Raw genomic sequence first — 16,533 nt, forward strand, 5'->3', positions numbered from 1 at the left:
CCGACAAGTGTCCATAATATGAGAATCCGGGTTCCGGCGCGATCTCCTCCGCCCCCGTCCGCCACCGGGAGACGGGCGCGCGCGGCAGGTGCCCTCCGTCCAGAACCCCTTGTTCTCCGGGGTTCCAGCGGATGAGGGCCCCGGACGCCGCCCGGCCGCGCGGTCGCACCCGAGGGCCGCCACCCGGGTCCGGCGACCGGGCGGAGGGAAGCGGCATCCGTATCGAGAATGCGGCGTTCACCGCGGCGCCGGTCGTCTCCGGAACGGCGGAAACGACGGTCGGGTGGATGCGTCGATTCCATGGACGACAGCGGGAAAAGGGCGCCCGACAACGGCGGATAATCCGCGCGGACGATTTCGGCCAGCCGCACACGATGACGCTGCGGAATCCATCCCGTACTCGGCGTGGGCCTTCGCGAAAGGCGGATCTACGAGATCGCGGCCGAGCGGGCGGGGGCGGTCACCGCACCCGGCTCTCCTCGAACGGTTCCGCACTCCAGCGGAACCACGCCTCGTCCTCCTCGATGTGCAGGAGGAACTCCGCGACGGGACCGGACGGCGCCGCCATGGAGACGGCCTTCCGGATCTCTTCGTACACCTCCTCCCATTCGTCCCACCTCCCCTCCTCCATCAGTTCGAGATCGCGATCGAACAGCGGCTTCACCTCGGCGAACGCCGGACCGGGAGTGAAGTGCCCGCCCAGCCACGGGAAGTCGGCGTCCTCAATGGTGATCTCCCCGACGAGCTCCCGCCCGCGCAGCACCCGCCAGATCCCGCCCACGAATCCCATGCCCGCCCTCCATTGCAGCCGATCGGGGCCGTCACGGCTCAGCGTCCCAGACGTCTACGACAGCCGAGCGCGCCGATCGGCCCGCCTGGCCGTACCGCCGACCGTTCCCGTTCACGCGATCGACAGCGACGCGATCACGGGCGTCGAACCACCGGCGCCCCAGGTCAGAGTGATGCCTGCCGACGTATGACCAGCTGGTGCGGCTCGTGCGCAGAGGATCGGCTGGGTGCAGGTGAGGACGTTGTACGACGTACGACCAGAGCGCGACTCCAGCCTGTGAACAGCCATGTTTTCGTTCACGAGATCCCGCCGGAGATCCGCGTCCCAGTACGATGACGAATCCGATGTTGAACCTGCAGGATCCCTGGTCGTACCACTTCACCCATGTGGACAACCTGCCGGGAATCACGGCCGAGGGGTTGCTGGCGGATGGCCGCAACCCCCACGTGTCAGTCGAATGCGCCGAGCCGGGAATCAAGGAACGCCGCAGGTTGAACCGTGTGCCGATCGGGCCCGGTGGCGTGGTCGCCGACTACGTCCCTTTCTACTTCGCACCTCGGTCTCCGATGCTGTACCGCATCCACAAGGGTGGCGTGAGCGGATACCAGCGGAGCCAGGACGAGCTGATCTACCTCGTGACCCGGCTCTCCCGAGTCCAGGCGTACAACCTGAGCTGGGTGGCCAGTGATCTCAACGCCGCGCTGGCCACGGCCACGTTCACCGATCAGGTCGCCGGACTCGAGACTCACCTCGACCGCGAAGTCCTGGAGGCCAGGCTATGGGCCAACACACCAGAGGACGGTTCGCGGATACTGAGCCGATCGTAAGTTCTGATACTTGGCCGGGGGCGGCGGGAGATCGGATCCCGGCGGGGGCATGCTGGAAGTATGGCCAGGAAAGGTCGCAGAGCGACGTTCGAGGAGAAGGTCTTCGCCCTCCGGCTGTTGAAGCAGGGAATGTCGCCGGATCGGGTGGCCGACGCGCTGGACGTGGGTCGCGAATCGGTGTTCCGGTGGAAACGCCAGGCGCGGACGGGCGGCACTGAGGCGCTGCGGATCAAGAAGGCGCCGGGTCGGCCGCGGAAGCTGAGGCCCGGCCAGGAACAGAGCGTCCAGGCGGTGGTGCGCGATGCCACGCCCCGCCAGGTGCTGGGCACGGCGGTGGTGCTGTGGACACGGGCACTGGTGGCGATGGTGATCGCGGCCTGGTTCGGCATCGGGATGTCGGTGGCGGCGGCCGGGCGACTGCTGCACGATCTGGGCCTGTCGGTGCAGCGTCCGGTCTACCGGTCGCCGCGGCGTGATGAGGCGGCCGTCACTTCCTGGGTGAGCACACTCTTCCCGCGGGTCCGCCGCAACGCGCAGCGGCGCGGGGCGGTGGTGCTGTTCGCTGATGAGATGAGCATGCGCGTCGATCACCGTTCGGGCACGACGTGGGGGTTGGTCGGGCGGACCCCGATCGTGCAGGCGGGGGCGGGCCGCCGGTCGGTGAAGATGTTCTCGGCCATCGGCGTCGATGGCACCCTGCGTTATCGGTTGGCGCACGGGTCAATGGATCGGTGGGCGTTCCTGGGTTTCTGCGCGCAGTTGCTGCGCACCATCCGTCGGCCGATCGTCCTGATCGTCGACGGCTCCTCCATCCACACCGCCCGAGCGGTGCGCGATTTCGTCGCGCGGACCGGCGGTCGGCTGCGGCTGTTCTTCCTGCCGGCGTACGCGCCGGATCTCAACCCCGATGAGTGGGTCAATCAGAACGTCAAGGCCCGGGCGGCTCGTGAGGCGGTGGCCGATGAGCATGAACTGGCCGCGGCTATGCATTCCAGCCTGCGCCGGCTGCAAAAGTGCCCGGGCATCGTCCGGGCCTTCTTCGCCGACCCGCATCTGTCCTACATCAGGCCGTAGCGCTGATAGTCCCAGAACTTACGATCAGCTCAGTACCAGGACTTGAACCTGGGACCTCTTCCTTATCAGGCAAGGCCGGTGGGAGCGGGACCATGGATCACACCCGCTCCCACCTGCGCGTACGGTCCACGGTGATCCACCGCCGTCCGGCAATGTCCAGGACGGTTGTCACTCAGTTCGTCACCCAGTGACCATCATTCGGCAGGCTCGTCAGAAGCCCGTCTCCGACCGCTCGGCATGGTCCATCTCGTACAAGGTCTTCTCGATGCGATACACGGACCAGCCGTTTCCCGCCCGCTCCACACCCTGTTCGGCGTAGTCGTCCACATCCCACCCGTCCAGGTCGAACAATGTGTTCATCGCCCCTTCGGGAGAGTCGGTGTGGTCCACCGCCTGTTGCTCGTCCCAGTCGTTCTCGATCAGACGCTGACAGACGTAACGCATCAGGGCGTCGGGGTTCTCCACCACGAAGTCCCATCGCGCTTCCAGGCTCACCCTCAGCGCGGCTTCAGGGGCGGTAAACGTCTCCTCACTCTCATCGTCATCTTCGTCTTCATCCTTGTAGATGTCGGCGAAGACGTTGCCCCACCCTGTGGAATCGAAGATCGCGTCCGTGTACGAGCGTGCGGCTGATCTGACCTCTTGGATGGCGGAGGCCACCGTCGCCGATGAGGCGTCGCTCTGGGACAGCACGGCAGCATGATCACGAAGCGCCTTCACGAGTTGCTCGCAGGCAGGGTCGATATCGGTGGACACGACCAGAACCTATCGAAGATCAGGACTCCCTCAGAAGCAATCATCATTCGCCTGTACGGCCGGCAGCCGCGATCGCCTCCTGCAAGAGGATCGCCTGGGATGACTTCCGCTGCTTGAGAAGGGCTGCGACGTCGATCAGTTCCTTACGAGCGTGGCGGTTCAGCTCGACGGCGTCAACCACGACGGGCAGGCTCACCGCCACGGCCGCCGCCGCGTCGCCGGCCTCGGCGTGGGCCTTGGCCAGGCAGGAGCCGTACCAGGCGCGGTCGCGCTTGTAGCTCTCCGGCAGGCCGGACAGCCCTTCCGTCAGCAGGTCGATCGCCTTGGGCCAGTTGCCGAGTTGCAGTTCGGTCATGCCGCGCTGGAGGCGGAACCACGTCTCGTCGTAGAAGTACATCCACGCGGGCTCGTCGTCGGCGTGTTCGGCGGCCCGGCGGATCAGGGCCTCGGCCTCGGCCAGAAGGGTGCGGGCGGGCCGGGCGTCGCCGGCGAGCGCGTGCCCCCGGGCGGCCATCTGCGCGGCCATCCCCCTCACCCCCGGGGTGACCCGGCCGTCGTGCCAGCGGGCCGCGTCGGCGAGCCGTACGCACCTGCGGGCGTTGCCCGCGCTCCACGCCTGGTGGGCCTTCATGCTGAGCGTGGTGGTGGCCATGTTCACATCACCGATCTCCAGCGCCCAGTCGTGCGCGCGGTCGTACCAGGCGAGTGCGGCGGCCTGGTCGTCGACGTCCAGCGACATCCACGCGACGAACTGGGCGTACTGCGCGGCCAGGTCCACCACCGCGTCGGCGAGCGGGCCACGGGCGTGCTGGGCCAGCTCGACCACCACGCCGAGCTGCCGGCGCACGATCCCGAGCAGCGGGCGGGCACCGATGGTGTCCTCGACCTTGCGGTGTTCGGCCAGGCAGGTCTCCAGCCACGCCACGGTTTGCCGGTCGACCCGGCCGGGGTGCTCGACGGTGCGGGTGATCCGCTCGAACAAGTCCGCGTCGGGCGCGATGGTCGGCAGCGGCAGCGCGGGGACCGGCACGCTCAACGTCTCGGTGACCGTACGGTCCCGCACCGTCCGGCGATCGCCGAACAACTCGGCCTCGTCGGTGCCGAACACGCGGCAGTACAGGACGCGGTAGGGGTCTTTGGGCTGGTGCCTGCCCGCTTCCCAGTCCTTGATCATGCGGACCAGGGACTCGCGTTCGGGCAGGCGGTCACGGGTGCGTGCGTCGGCGGCCTCGGCGAGGTGCTTGGCCATGTCCCGCTGCGTCCACAGCCGTTGCCGTCGCTCGTCGCGCAGCCGTACGGCCCAGCCCGGAAGATCGCGCATCGCGTACACCTCGGGGGAGAGTGGGGGATCCGCTCGTCTCTCCCCCAGTCTCCCTTACTCGCACTGTCAGCGGGCGTGTCTGCGGCGATGTGATGGAAGGACCGCGAAAAGCGGGACCCGCAGGCGATCTCAGCGCCGTACGGGTCCCTTGATCGCACACTGGAGGTGCGACCCATGGACAACTGTAGAGCCGCCCCGTCCGTCGTGGACGAGACCACCGCAGAGCACCAGGACAAGGCCCTGGCCGTGGTGCAACGGCTGCTGAAAGAGCGAGGCATCCGCACCCGGTGCCACCACAGGATCAGCCTCGGCTTGTTCGCCGACCGCGCGGCCGACCACTCCTGGCCGGACAAACCGATGCGGCGCTACTGGATGGACCGCTACCCGCCGGAACTGACCGTGCTCGACCCCGAAGGCCGGTGCGATGCCACCGTGACCGTGGATTCCTGCTCCGGTTACCTGGTGTGGCTGCGTACGGCTTCCGGTCTCCAGCCGTTCCGCAACGATGACCCGTACCTGGTGGTGAACCTGATCGCGGCCCTGTGGCCGGAGCAGCGGTGACGCCGGAGGAACTGAGACGGCGCTACGGACAGATGTGGATCATCTCCCCGGCCGTGGTCGGCGGCTGGTACGCCGTGCGGCGGACCTCCCTGTCGGTGTACGCGCAGGAGCACGGCCTGTCCGAGATCCGCTGCGGAACGAGTCCGACCGAACTGGCGCGTCGTCTGGAGGAGGAGACCCGGCTGGAACAGCGGCCCTGGCAGCGCATCGCGACGAGCCGGGATCGCGCCTCGTAGGCGGGCGTGGCGGCGTGGATCTGGAGGGACGGCGCCGCCACGCCTCTACGCACATCACCCGGCTTCGTTCCGGATGCCTCCCCGGCCGGCCGCGTCATCCAATGGCAACCCGACCCGGAGCGCAAGCCCGCCAGGGCTGAGCACCGGAAGCGGGGCGGCAGGCGGCGGCGCGCACCACGTGGGGTGAGTTCGTTCGGTACAGCGGATTTTCAGAGCGGCGGGCGGCGGGCTTACCCCATCTTTCCCCATGGCAGCGGGGGAGCGTAGTCATTCGGTCAGTCACCCAAGAGATCAAAAAGGCCACTTCCCGTCGCGGGAAATGGCCTGTGAACTGTGTGGGGCTACCAGGACTTGAACCTGGGACCTCTTCCTTATCAGGGAAGCGCTCTAACCGTCTGAGCTATAGCCCCTCGTCGTGCGGAAACCGTACCGCATCCCCGGGGGGAAGGCGAATCCGGCCGCTCGAACAGGGAAAAGCCTACCGTGTTCCGGGACCTGCTCGTGCCACGTCCCCGCATTCCCGCCCGGGGACGTGGCACGAGCGGTTACTCGGCCTCGCTGAAGGTCACCTCGACGCCGCCCACGAGGTCGGAGGCGACGTTGTAGATGACCGCGCCCAAGGTGGACAGGGCGGTGATGAGCACCACGTTCACCGCGCCGATCAGCGCGGTGTAGCCGAGGATCCGGACCGGCTCGAACCAGGGGGAGATGTCGAAGCTGGTCTCGGAGGCCTTGCCGTCCGGGACGGTGAACTGGTTCACGATCTGGATGATCGAGTCGAAGACGCCGAGCGCGTTCAGCACCATGTAGAGCACCGCGACCGCGACGAACAGCACCACGAAGCAGACCAGGGAGACCACGAAGCTGAACTTCATGGCCGACCACGGCTCGATCCTGCGCAGGACCAGGTGCGCCTTGCGGGGCGTCCTGGGCGCGGAGGAGTCCGAGGACTTCCTCCCGTCCATCCGCAGCGGGGAGGCCGAGCCCGGGGCCTTCCCGTCGACCGTGCTCACAGGGCTCGCCGCGTTCCCGGCGGTCCCGGTGTTCCTCACGTTCCCGGTGTTCCCGGCGTTCGGCGAGGAGGCGCCGTTGCCGGCCCGGGGAGCCGCTCCCGGGCGGGGAGCGGCGCTCGGGCCCGGAACCGTACCGGCCGGGGCCGCGCCCGCCGCCGGGCCGCCGGAGGCCGGGCCTGCCGGACCGGCCGGGTTCCGCGGCGGGGACGGCGGCGACCCCGCGGCCCCGGGCGACCAGGACGGGCCAGCGTCGGCGGAGGCCGGGCGGATCCGCACCGTGGAGTCGGCCGGCTTCTCGTCGTCGTTCGCCTTGGTCATACCGGACCTGCCCTCGGTGGTCTCGTCGGTCGCCGAACCGCCGGTCTCCGGCGCGGAGGCCCGGCCGTCGGCCGGGGACTCGACCACCTCCACGACATCCGCTTCAGTGGCCTTGTCCATCTTCTCCGTCACCTGCTCGCGTTTCGGTCGGGAAGGCGAGGACGGCCGTCGACCCGAACTGGCCTGAGCGCTCACCGGCTACTCCCCTTCCCCGTTTTCCTCGATCTCCAACGCCTCGGAGCTCTCCAGCGCCTCGGCGTTGCGGGCGAGGGCCACGACGCTGTCCCCCTCGCTCAGGTTCATCAGCCGCACCCCCATGGTCTGGCGGCCCGACTGCTTGATCTCCCCGGCGCTGGTACGGATGACCCCGCCGCCCGACGTGATCGCGAAGACCTCGTCCTCGGCCCGCACCATCACCGCGCCGACAAGCCTGCCACGAGCGCTGACGATCTTCGCGGTCAGCACGCCCTTGCCGCCTCGGCCCTGCACAGGGTACTGATCCGCCGGGGTGCGCTTGGCATAGCCGCCCTCGGTGGCGACCAGCACGTCGTCACCGTCGGCGATCCGGTTCATCGCGAGGAGCTCGTCGCCGTCCAGGAAGCGCATGCCGATCACGCCGCTGGTCGCCCGTCCCATCGGCCGCAGCGCCTCGTCGGAGGCGGTGAAGCGGATGGACTGGGCGTTGCGGGAGACCATCAGGAGGTCGTCCTCCTCCGACACCAACCGTGCTGCGATCACTTCGTCATCTTCGCGCAGATTGATGGCGATGAGGCCACCGGTGCGCGGCGAGTCGTATTCGGCCAGGCGTGTCTTCTTCACCAGACCGCTCCGGGTGGCCAGCACGAGGTACGGCGCGACGTCGTAGTCGCGCATCGCCAGGACCTCCATCACGACCTCGTCCGGCTGCATGGCCAGCAGGTTCGCCAGGTGCTGGCCGCGGGCGTCCCGGCCGGCGTCGGGCAGCTCGTAGGCCTTGACCCGGTAGACGCGCCCCTTGTTCGTGAAGAACAGCAGCCAGTGGTGCGTCGTGGTGACGAAGAAGTGGTCGACGATGTCGTCCTGGCGGAGCTGCGCGCCGCGCACCCCCTTGCCGCCGCGCTTCTGCGCCCGGTAGAGGTCGGTGTTGGTGCGCTTGGCGTACCCGCCCCGGGTGATCGTGACGACCATGTCCTCCTCGGCGAGGAGGTCCTCGATCGACATGTCCGCCTCATAGGCGATGATCTCCGTCTTGCGCTCGTCGCCGTACTTCGCGGTGATCTCGGAGAGCTCGTCGAAGACGATCGTGCGCTGCCGCTCGGGCGAGGCGAGGATGGCCTGGTAGTCGGTGATCTGCGCCATCAGCGAGTCGTACTCGTCGATGATCTGCTGCCGCTCCAGGGCGGCCAGCTTGCGCAGCTGCATGTCGAGGATGGCCTGCGCCTGGATCTGGTCGATCTCCAGCAGCGCCATCAGACCGCCCTGCGCCTCGGACGCCGAGGGCGATCTGCGGATCAGGGCGATGACCTCGTCCATCCGGTCGAGCGCCTTGAGCAGCGCGCTCAGGATGTGGGCCCGCTCCTCGGCCTTGCGCAGCAGGTAGCGCGTCCGGCGGACGACGACCTCGATCTGGTGGTCGATGTAGTGCCGGACGAACTGGTCGAGCCTGAGGGTGCGCGGCACGCCGTCCACCAGGGCCAGCATGTTGGCGCCGAAGGTGGTCTGCAGCTGGGTGTGCTTGTAGAGGTTGTTCAGCACGACCTTGGCGACCGCGTCGCGCTTGAGCACGATGACCAGGCGCTGCCCGACCCGGGAGGAGCTCTCGTCCCGGACGTCGGCGATGCCGCTGATCCGGCCGTCCTTGACCGACTCGGCGATCGACAGCGCCAGGTTGTCCGGGTTGACCATGTAGGGCAGCTCGGTGATGACCAGGCACTGGCGGCCCTTGGCGTCCTCCTCGACCTCGACGATCGCCCGCATGGTGATCGACCCGCGGCCGGTCCGGTAGGCGTCGTCGATGCCGCGGCGGCCGACGATGAGCGCGCCGGTCGGGAAGTCGGGCCCCTTGACCCGCTCGATCAGCGCCTCGAGCAGCTCGTCGTCGCCCGCCTCGGGGTGCTGCAGGGCCCACTTGACGCCCTCGGCCACCTCGCGCAGGTTGTGCGGCGGGATGTTGGTCGCCATGCCGACCGCGATGCCGGCCGACCCGTTGACCAGCAGGTTCGGGAACCGCGACGGCAGGACCAGCGGCTCCTGCGAGCGCCCGTCGTAGTTGGGCTGGAAGTCGACGGTGTCCTTGTCGATGTCACGGATCATCTCCATGGCGATCGGCGCGAGCTTGCACTCGGTGTAGCGCATGGCGGCCGGCATGTCGTTGCCCGGCGATCCGAAGTTGCCCTGGCCGTCGACCAGGGTGTAGCGCAGCGCCCAGGGCTGCGCCAGCCGTACGACGGTCCCGTAGATCGAGGAGTCGCCGTGCGGGTGGTAGGAGCCCATCACGTCGCCGACGACGCGGGAGCACTTGAAGTAGCCGCGGTCGGGCCGGTAGCCGCCGTCGTACATCGCGTAGAGCACGCGGCGGTGGACCGGCTTGAGTCCGTCGCGGACGTCGGGCAGCGCGCGGGACACGATGACGGACATCGCGTAGTCCATGTAGCTGCGCTGCATCTCCGACTGGATGTCGACCGGCTCGATGCGTTCCGCGGGCGCGGGCGGGAGGTTCACGTCCGTCACGGGTGGTGGATCCTTTTCGGGAGTCGGAGAGGGTCGGTACGGCTGCCGCTACACATCGAGGAAGCGCACGTCCCGCGCGTTCCTGATGATGAAGGAGCGGCGGGCCTCCACGTCCTCTCCCATGAGGACGCTGAACAGCTCGTCGGCCTGGGCCGCGTCGTCCAGGGTGACCTGGCGCAGGAGCCGCGTCTCGGGGTTCATCGTGGTCTCCCAGAGCTGGGCGGCGTTCATCTCGCCCAGGCCCTTGAAGCGCTGGATGCCGTCGTGCGCGCGCGGGTCGCGCTTGCCCCGGGCGATGCCGTCCTCGATGATCGCGTCGCGCTCGGGGTCGGAGTAGGCGTAGGAGGCGTCCTCGCCCCGGCGGTCCCACTTGATCTTGTAGAGCGGGGGCTGGGAGAGGTAGACGTGGCCGGCCTCGATCAGCGGGCGCATGAAGCGGAACAGCAGCGTGAGCAGGAGCGTGTTGATGTGCTGGCCGTCGACGTCGGCGTCCGCCATCAGGATGAGCTTGTGGTAGCGGAGCTTGGCGATGTCGAACTCGTCGTGCACCCCGGTGCCCATCGCGGTGATCAGCGCCTGGACCTCGGCGTTCTTGAGCACCCGGTCGATGCGGGCCTTCTCCACGTTCAGGATCTTGCCGCGGATGGGCAGGATGGCCTGGAACTTGGAGTCGCGGCCGCCCTTGGCCGAGCCGCCCGCCGAGTCGCCCTCGACGATGAACAGCTCGCACTTCTCCGGGTCGCTCCACTGGCAGTCGGCCAGCTTGCCGGGCAGGCCGGAACCCGACTCCAGCAGCGACTTGCGCCGGGTGAGGTCGCGGGCCTGGCGGGCCGCGATGCGGGCGCGGGCGGCCTGCAGGGACTTGTTGATGACGTCCTTGGCCTCGCCCGGGTTGCGCTCGAACCAGTCGCGCAGGTGGTCGTTGCAGGCCTTCTGGACGAACGACTTGGCCTCGGTGTTGCCCAGCTTGGTCTTGGTCTGGCCCTCGAACTGCGGGTCGGCCAGCTTCACCGAGATGATCGCGGTGAGCCCCTCGCGGATGTCCTCACCGGACAGGTTGTCGTCCTTGCCCTCCTTGAGGAACTTCTGCTCGCGCGCGTAGCGGTTGACGATCGACGTCAGCGCGGCGCGGAAGCCCTCCTCGTGGGTGCCGCCCTCGGCCGTGTTGATCGTGTTGGCGAAGGTGTAGACCGACTCGCTGTAGGAGTTGTTCCACTGCATGGCGATCTCGACCGAGATGCCGTCGCCGTGCTCCTCGAAGTCGATCACCGAGACGTGGGCGGGCTCCTTCTTGGAGTTGAGGTGCCGGACGAAGTCGGACAGGCCGCCCTCGTAGTGGTAGACGACCTCGGTGGGCCCGTCCTCGACGCCGTGGTCGGGCCGCTCGTCCCGCAGGGAGATCGTCAGGCCCTTGTTCAGGAAGGCCATCTCCTGGAAGCGGCGCGAGAGCGTCTCGAAGTTCCACGTGGTGGTCTCGAAGATGGTCTCGTCGGCCCAGAAGGTGATGGAGGTGCCGGTCTCGTCCGTCGGCTCGCCCTTGACCAGCGGGCCGGTGGGCCGGGTGTCGGCGTAGCTCTGCCGCCAGTGGTGGCCGTCGGTGCGGATCTCCACATCCAGCCGGGTGGACAGCGCGTTGACCACGGAGACGCCCACGCCGTGCAGGCCGCCGGAGACCGCGTAGGACTTGCTGTCGAACTTGCCGCCCGCGTGCAGCACGGTCAGGACGACCTCGACCGCGGGACGCTTCTCGACGGGGTGCAGGCCGACGGGGATGCCCCGGCCGTTGTCGACGACCCTGACGCCGTTGTCGGCCAGGAGCGTGACCTCGATCCGGTCGGCGTGCCCGGCGAGGGCCTCGTCGACGGAGTTGTCCACGACCTCGTAGACGAGGTGGTGGAGGCCGCGCTCCCCGGTCGATCCGATGTACATGCCCGGGCGTTTGCGGACCGCCTCAAGCCCTTCGAGAACGGTGATTGAGCTAGCGTCGTAGGACAAGTGTGAAATCCTCCTGCCGAGGACACGCGGCGAGAGCACATCAGCTCCGCCGTGCCCGTCACCGTCGTGAATGCCCCGATGCGCTCACCCGAGGGAATCGGCGCTCCTGCCGGGGCGACGCGCAAACGGACGTGTCCGGAATCCTGTTTCATTCTAGCGGCTCCGGACACATCGTGCGGCATTGACGGGGCCTGAAAGCCTCCCAGACGAGTCGATCACCGTTTCGAGCATCCCCCTACGGGGATGGAAGTCGGCGCTCCAGAGGGCCGCTGATCCGTTTCGGCCCGGTCGAGCAGGGGAGGGGAGCCCGATCCGCATGCCGTCCGTCCGCGGGCGTCCCGCCGACGGTCACCCGTAGGTGCCGTCCGTCCGCGGGCGTCCCGCCGACGGTCACCCGTAGGTGTCGCCCGGCCCCCGGCTCCCGGTCACCCGCAGGCCCCCGGTGTGCCGCGGGGCGTTCTGCGGCCCCTGCACGTTGATGCGCCGTACGGTCCCGTCCCCGAGTTCCTCGTTCAGCCGCCTGACCACCTGCCCGGCCAGCCACCGCACCTGCGAGGCCCAGGCGGTGGAGTCGGCGACCACCAGGACCTCGCCGTCGTCGAAGCCCTCCGGCGTGGTGTGCGCGGCCATCTCCGGGCCGACGATCTCGTGCCAGCGCCCGAAGACCCCGCCGACCGCCACCGGCTCCTTCCAGCCCCGGTCGGCGAGCAGGTCGGTGATGGCCTGTCCGAAGAGCTGCGGGTCCCCCGACGCCCGGCGCGGTCCCGCGGCCTTGCGCCGGGGCTCGCGCGGCAGCTGACCGCGCTTGGCCGCGTCGGCCTTCGCCTGGGCCAGTTTCTCCCTGGCCAGCGCCGCTCCCCTGGCTGCGGCGTTCCTCGCGGTCCCCCCGCCGGAGCCCGGCGCGGCTCCCGGCGCGGCTCCCGGCGCGGTGCCGGAGCCCGGCGCGGAGGCCTCCCCGTCTCCGGCCGGCGCCGTCTCCGGCTCGGGCGCCCGCTCAGCGGACACGGGTCACGCTCCCCTCCGCCACGTCGAACCGGGCTCCGGCCAGCTCCGCGGGCACGTCGTCGGGGACCGCGGCGGTGATCAGCACCTGTTCGGCGGGGGCGACGAGCTCGGCCAGCCGACGGCGGCGCTGCGCGTCCAGCTCGGCGAAGACGTCGTCGAGGATCAGCACCGGGTCGCCGCCGTCGGCCCGGAGCAGGTCGTAGGCGGCCAGCCGGAGGGCCAGGGCGAACGACCAGGACTCTCCGTGGCTGGCGTAGCCGCGCGCGGGCAGCTCCCCCAGGCCGAGGAAGAGGTCGTCGCGGTGCGGCCCGACGAGGGTGACCCCGCGTTCCAGCTCGGCGGCGCGGACCTCCAGCAGCCCGGCCCGGAGCCCCTCCTCCAGCGCGGCCCGGTCGGGCGCGTGCACGGCCGCGGGCGCTGCGGGTTCCGCGGGCGCTGCGGGTCCCGCGGGCGCTGCGGGTCCCGCGGGTCCCGCCGACTCTGCGGATCCTCCAGATCCCGCGGACCCGGTGGACAGGGTGCCGCGGTACTCCAGGTCCACCGGTACGGAGCCGGGCGCCAGTGCGGCGTAGGAGGCGGCCACCAGCGGGCGCAGCGCCTCGACGAGCTCCAGCCGGGCCGCCAGCAGTTCGGCTCCGTGCCGGGCCAGGTGCGCGTCCCAGACCTCCAGCGTGCTCAGCACGTCACCGGCCCCGGCCGCCGCGAACGCGGCCTCGCTCTCGGCCCGCCGGCCGCTGCGCGCGGGGCTCCGGCCGCCGCGCCTGGCCTGGGCGGCGGTGCGCAGCAGGGCCCCGCGCTGCTTGAGCACCCGGTCGTAGTCGGCGCGGACCCCGGCGAACCGCGGGGCCCTGGCCACCAGCAGGTCGTCCAGGAACCGGCGGCGCTCGGCGGGGTCGCCCTTGACCAGGGCCAGGTCCTCCGGGGCGAACAGCACCGTGCGCAGCAGCCCGATGACGTCGCGCGGACGGGACACGGGGGAACGGTTCAGCCGGGCCCGGTTGGCCCTGCCGGGATTGATCTCCAGCTCGACCAGCGCCCGTCGGTCGTCGCGCACGACCACCGACCGCACGACGGCCCGCGCCGCCCCCTGCCGGACCAGCGGCCCGTCGGTGGCGACCCGGTGGCTCGACTGCGTGGCCACGTAGCCCAGCGCCTCGACCAGGTTGGTCTTGCCCTGTCCGTTCGGCCCCACGAAGGCCGCGGCGCCCGGCTCCAGGGCGAGTTCCACGGCGTCGTAGGACCGGAAGTCGGTCAGCGAGAGGTGGGCTACGTGCACGCCGTTACGTTAGTGCCTTCCCGTTCCTGCGGTGGCTGGAGGCTCCCGGCCGTACCGAAGGGGCATGAGCGACACAGCCGACACCGCCGACACCGTCGGCGCGGGCGGGTGCATCCGGCGGCGGGGATGCCGCGGTCCACGACCTGTGGACGGAGGGGGCCGCGGTCCACCGCCTGTGGACGGAGGGGGCCGCGGTCCACCGCCTGTGGACGGACGCGGGACGGGCGCGCCGCCGCGCCGTACCCGTCCACAGGCGGTGGACCGGAGCGGGACCTAGCCCTGGGCCTCGACCGGGGGGACGACGTCGGCGCCGGGGGCGTCGGCGCCCTTGGCGACCTCGCCCTCCTTGGCGGTGACGGCGTGCCCGCCGAACTGGTTGCGCAGGGCCGCGACCATCTTCATGGCGGGGGAGTCGTCCTGGCGGGAGGCGAACCGCGCGTACAGCGCGGCGGTGATGACGGGCAGCGGGACCGCGTGGTCCACCGCCGCCTGGACCGTCCACCGGCCCTCGCCGGAGTCCTGGGCGTAACCCCGCAGACCCGACAGGTCGGCGTCCTCGTCCAGCGCGCGGACCAGCAGGTCGAGCAGCCACGAGCGGATGACCGTGCCCTGCCGCCAGCTCTTGAAGGCGCCCGGCACGTCCGTCACGATGTCGGCGGCCTCCAGCAGCTCCCAGCCCTCGGCGAAGGCCTGCATCATGCCGTACTCGATGCCGTTGTGGACCATCTTCGCGAAGTGGCCGGCGCCGATCCGGCCCGCGTGGACGAAGCCGTCCTCGCCCTCGGGCTTGAGGGTCTCGAAGACCGGCCGGAGCCGCTCGATGTCCGCCTCGGCGCCGCCGACCATCAGCGCGTAGCCGTTCTCCAGGCCCCAGACGCCGCCGCTCACGCCGCAGTCGACGAAGCCGATCCCGCGGGCCGCCAGCTCGGCGCCGTGCTTCTGGTCGTCCACGTAGTGCGAGTTGCCGCCGTCGACGACGACGTCCCCGGCCGACAGCAGCTTGCCGAGATCCTCGACCGTCGCCTGGGTCGGGGCCCCGGCCGGGACCATGACCCACACCGTGCGCGGCGTCTGCAACCGGTCCACCAGCTCCTGCAGGCTGCCGACGTCGCTGACGCCCGGATCCCGGTCGTAGCCGACGACCTCGTGGCCGCCGCGGCGCAGCCGCTCGGCCATGTTGCCGCCCATCTTGCCCAGTCCGATCATGCCGATCTGCATGTGCCGTCCCCTTCAGGGTCGCCCAAAACCGTCCGTACCGCTGTGCCCTACGAGCATCCCCTTCCCGGGATCCCCTCATCCACCCGGGTCCGGACGGGCGGGAGCGAACGGCCCGGCACGCCGTGGAAGCCCGCACCGGAGGCGCTGAGCGGCTCCCTGCCCGCCCGGCGGACCTGCGGCGGGTTCCCCCCGCCCTCACCCGTCCCGCCCGCCCCAGCGGCGCGCTGGACGGCCTGCCGTCCCCGCGTCAGCTCGACAGCCGGATCGGCATGATCAGGTAACGGTAGGCGGAGGCGCTCTCGTCGTCCACAGGCTTGCCCGGGGTGAGGATGGCGGGCTTGGTGGAGGTGGTCATCTGCAACCGGGCCACGTCGGAGTCGATCGCGTGCAGACCCTCCAGCAGGAACTGGTGGTTGAAGGCGATGTTGATGTCGTCGCCCTCGAAGTCCACCGGCAGGACCTCCACCGCCTGCGCCTCGTCGCCGCTGCCCGCCTCCAGCACCACCTCGCCGCCGCGGAAGGCCATCCGGACCGGGGTGTTGCGCTCGGCGACCAGCGCCACGCGCTTGACGGCCTCGACGAACGAGGCCGTGGACAGGTCCGCGCGGGCGGAGAACTCGGTCGGCAGCAGCGAGCGGTACTTGGGGAACTCCGGGTCGAGCAGCCGGGTGGTGGTGCGCCGTCCGGCGCTGGAGAAGCCGATCATGCCCTCTCCGGTGCCGCCGACGGAGCTCATCGCGATCTCGACCTGCGCACCGGTCGACCCGAGCGCCTTGGCGGTGTCGGCGAGGGTCTTGCCGGGGATCATCGCGATCGCCGAGATGTCGGCCTGCTCCGGCTGCCACTTCAGCTCGCGCACGGCCAGGCGGTAGCGGTCGGTGGCGGCCAGGGTGACGGTCTCGCCCTCGATCTCCACCCGCACGCCGGTCAGCATCGGCAGCGTGTCGTCCTTGCCCGCGGCCACCGCGACCTGGCCGACCGCGGAGGCGAACACGTCGCTGCCGACGCGCCCGGCCGCCGGCGGCATGGCCGGCAGGGAGGGGTAGTCCTCCACAGGCATGGTGAGCAGGGTGAACCGGGCGCTGCCGCAGGTGACGACGGCCTTGGCCCCCTCCACCACGAAATCCACAGGCTGTGCGGGGAGCGCGCGGGTGATCTCGGCGAGGAGCCTGCCGGAGACGAGCACCACTCCGGCCTCGCCCGTCTGCAGTTCGAGGGTCACCTCCGCGGAGACCTCGTAGTCGAAGCCGGAGAGCTTGAGCTGACCGCCCTCCGTGACCTCGAGGCGCATGCCGGCCAGCACCGGCACGGAGGGACGCGCCGGAAGGCTGCGTGCCGTCCATGCGACCGCCTCTGCGAGCACGTCTCGGTCGACCCGGAACATCACGTGGATCTGCCTCCTGTGTATCGAGCGCTGTCCGCTCGGTGCCGTGG

General features: G+C 70.2%; 14 protein-coding genes and 1 tRNA gene. 4 read left to right on the forward strand and 11 right to left on the reverse strand.

Annotated features, from left to right (window positions below; genetic code table 11):
• Positions 1–460: 460 nt before the first annotated feature.
• A complete protein-coding gene (locus HS045_RS08975; protein ID WP_196450634.1) occupies positions 461–790 on the reverse strand; it encodes a hypothetical protein in 330 nt (109 codons plus the stop codon).
• Between the two features lie 344 nt (positions 791–1,134).
• Here HS045_RS08975 and HS045_RS08980 point away from each other — a divergent pair, with 344 nt between their 5' ends.
• Together HS045_RS08980 and HS045_RS08985 are read left to right on the forward strand one after the other, a co-directional pair.
• Positions 1,135–1,617 carry a DUF4433 domain-containing protein gene (locus HS045_RS08980; protein ID WP_196450635.1) on the forward strand — a complete coding sequence of 161 codons (483 nt, stop codon included), beginning with the start codon at positions 1,135–1,137 and terminating at the stop codon, positions 1,615–1,617.
• A 60-nt stretch (positions 1,618–1,677) separates the two neighbouring features.
• On the forward strand, positions 1,678–2,691 hold the full coding sequence (locus tag HS045_RS08985; protein WP_196450636.1) for an IS630 family transposase: 1,014 nt from the start codon (positions 1,678–1,680) through the stop codon (positions 2,689–2,691).
• A 210-nt stretch (positions 2,692–2,901) separates the two neighbouring features.
• Here the strand turns inward: HS045_RS08985 and HS045_RS08990 are convergent, their stop codons facing one another.
• On the reverse strand, positions 2,902–3,447 hold the full coding sequence (locus HS045_RS08990; protein ID WP_196450637.1) for a hypothetical protein: 546 nt from the start codon (positions 3,445–3,447) through the stop codon (positions 2,902–2,904).
• Positions 3,448–3,490: 43 nt separating this feature from the next.
• Positions 3,491–4,768, reverse strand: a complete 1,278-nt coding sequence (locus tag HS045_RS08995) for an XRE family transcriptional regulator (protein ID WP_196450638.1) — start codon at positions 4,766–4,768, stop codon at positions 3,491–3,493.
• A 174-nt stretch (positions 4,769–4,942) separates the two neighbouring features.
• Between HS045_RS08995 and HS045_RS09000 the strand changes: the two genes are divergently transcribed.
• Complete coding sequence (locus tag HS045_RS09000; protein WP_196450639.1) at positions 4,943–5,329, forward strand: hypothetical protein; 387 nt, start codon at positions 4,943–4,945, stop codon at positions 5,327–5,329.
• Positions 5,326–5,565 (forward strand): hypothetical protein, encoded by a 240-nt coding sequence (locus HS045_RS09005; protein WP_196450640.1) that lies wholly within the window; start codon positions 5,326–5,328, stop codon positions 5,563–5,565. Before HS045_RS09000 ends, HS045_RS09005 begins: the two co-directional genes overlap by 4 nt.
• Positions 5,566–5,901: 336 nt before the next feature.
• Here HS045_RS09005 and HS045_RS09010 read toward each other — a convergent pair.
• The 8 genes from HS045_RS09010 to dnaN form a co-directional block, all read right to left on the reverse strand.
• Positions 5,902–5,975: transfer RNA gene (locus HS045_RS09010), tRNA-Ile, on the reverse strand.
• Between the two features lie 135 nt (positions 5,976–6,110).
• Positions 6,111–6,896 carry a DUF3566 domain-containing protein gene (locus HS045_RS34305; RefSeq protein WP_374191374.1) on the reverse strand — a complete coding sequence of 262 codons (786 nt, stop codon included), beginning with the start codon at positions 6,894–6,896 and terminating at the stop codon, positions 6,111–6,113.
• Between the two features lie 198 nt (positions 6,897–7,094).
• Positions 7,095–9,605 carry a DNA gyrase subunit A gene (gyrA, locus tag HS045_RS09020; RefSeq protein ID WP_196450641.1) on the reverse strand — a complete coding sequence of 837 codons (2,511 nt, stop codon included), beginning with the start codon at positions 9,603–9,605 and terminating at the stop codon, positions 7,095–7,097.
• A gap of 48 nt (positions 9,606–9,653) precedes the next feature.
• Positions 9,654–11,600 carry a DNA topoisomerase (ATP-hydrolyzing) subunit B gene (gene gyrB / locus HS045_RS09025; RefSeq protein ID WP_196450642.1) on the reverse strand — a complete coding sequence of 649 codons (1,947 nt, stop codon included), beginning with the start codon at positions 11,598–11,600 and terminating at the stop codon, positions 9,654–9,656.
• A 390-nt stretch (positions 11,601–11,990) separates the two neighbouring features.
• Positions 11,991–12,605: a DUF721 domain-containing protein gene (locus HS045_RS34310; RefSeq protein ID WP_196450643.1), complete on the reverse strand. Its 615-nt coding sequence runs from the start codon at positions 12,603–12,605 to the stop codon at positions 11,991–11,993.
• The gene (gene recF / locus HS045_RS09035; RefSeq protein WP_196450644.1) at positions 12,595–13,881 is read right to left on the reverse strand and encodes a DNA replication/repair protein RecF; all 1,287 of its coding nucleotides are present in this window, start codon (positions 13,879–13,881) and stop codon (positions 12,595–12,597) included. Before recF ends, HS045_RS34310 begins: the two co-directional genes overlap by 11 nt.
• 273 nt (positions 13,882–14,154) lie before the next feature.
• Positions 14,155–15,099, reverse strand: coding sequence for a phosphogluconate dehydrogenase (NAD(+)-dependent, decarboxylating) (gnd, locus tag HS045_RS09040; RefSeq protein WP_196450645.1), 945 nt, complete (start codon positions 15,097–15,099; stop codon positions 14,155–14,157).
• Between the two features lie 247 nt (positions 15,100–15,346).
• Positions 15,347–16,486 carry a DNA polymerase III subunit beta gene (gene dnaN / locus HS045_RS09045; RefSeq protein WP_196450646.1) on the reverse strand — a complete coding sequence of 380 codons (1,140 nt, stop codon included), beginning with the start codon at positions 16,484–16,486 and terminating at the stop codon, positions 15,347–15,349.
• Positions 16,487–16,533: the final 47 nt, after the last annotated feature.

It is taken from the genome of Planomonospora sp. ID82291 (genome assembly GCF_015711645.1).
In the GTDB taxonomy this organism is placed as follows: Bacteria; Actinomycetota; Actinomycetes; order Streptosporangiales; family Streptosporangiaceae; genus Planomonospora.

What these genes read in the sequence shown, in the direction of transcription:
- HS045_RS09000 (WP_196450639.1), top strand. Translation starts at nt 4,943, where the DNA reads ATGGACAACTGTAGAGCCGCCCCGTCCGTCGTGGACGAGACCACCGCA.
- gnd (WP_196450645.1), bottom strand. Translation starts at nt 15,099, where the DNA reads ATGCAGATCGGCATGATCGGACTGGGCAAGATGGGCGGCAACATGGCC.
- HS045_RS08975 (WP_196450634.1), bottom strand. Translation starts at nt 790, where the DNA reads ATGGGATTCGTGGGCGGGATCTGGCGGGTGCTGCGCGGGCGGGAGCTC.
- HS045_RS34305 (WP_374191374.1), bottom strand. Translation starts at nt 6,896, where the DNA reads ATGACCAAGGCGAACGACGACGAGAAGCCGGCCGACTCCACGGTGCGG.
- HS045_RS08980 (WP_196450635.1), top strand. Translation starts at nt 1,135, where the DNA reads ATGTTGAACCTGCAGGATCCCTGGTCGTACCACTTCACCCATGTGGAC.
- HS045_RS08995 (WP_196450638.1), bottom strand. Translation starts at nt 4,768, where the DNA reads ATGCGCGATCTTCCGGGCTGGGCCGTACGGCTGCGCGACGAGCGACGG.
- HS045_RS08985 (WP_196450636.1), top strand. Translation starts at nt 1,678, where the DNA reads ATGGCCAGGAAAGGTCGCAGAGCGACGTTCGAGGAGAAGGTCTTCGCC.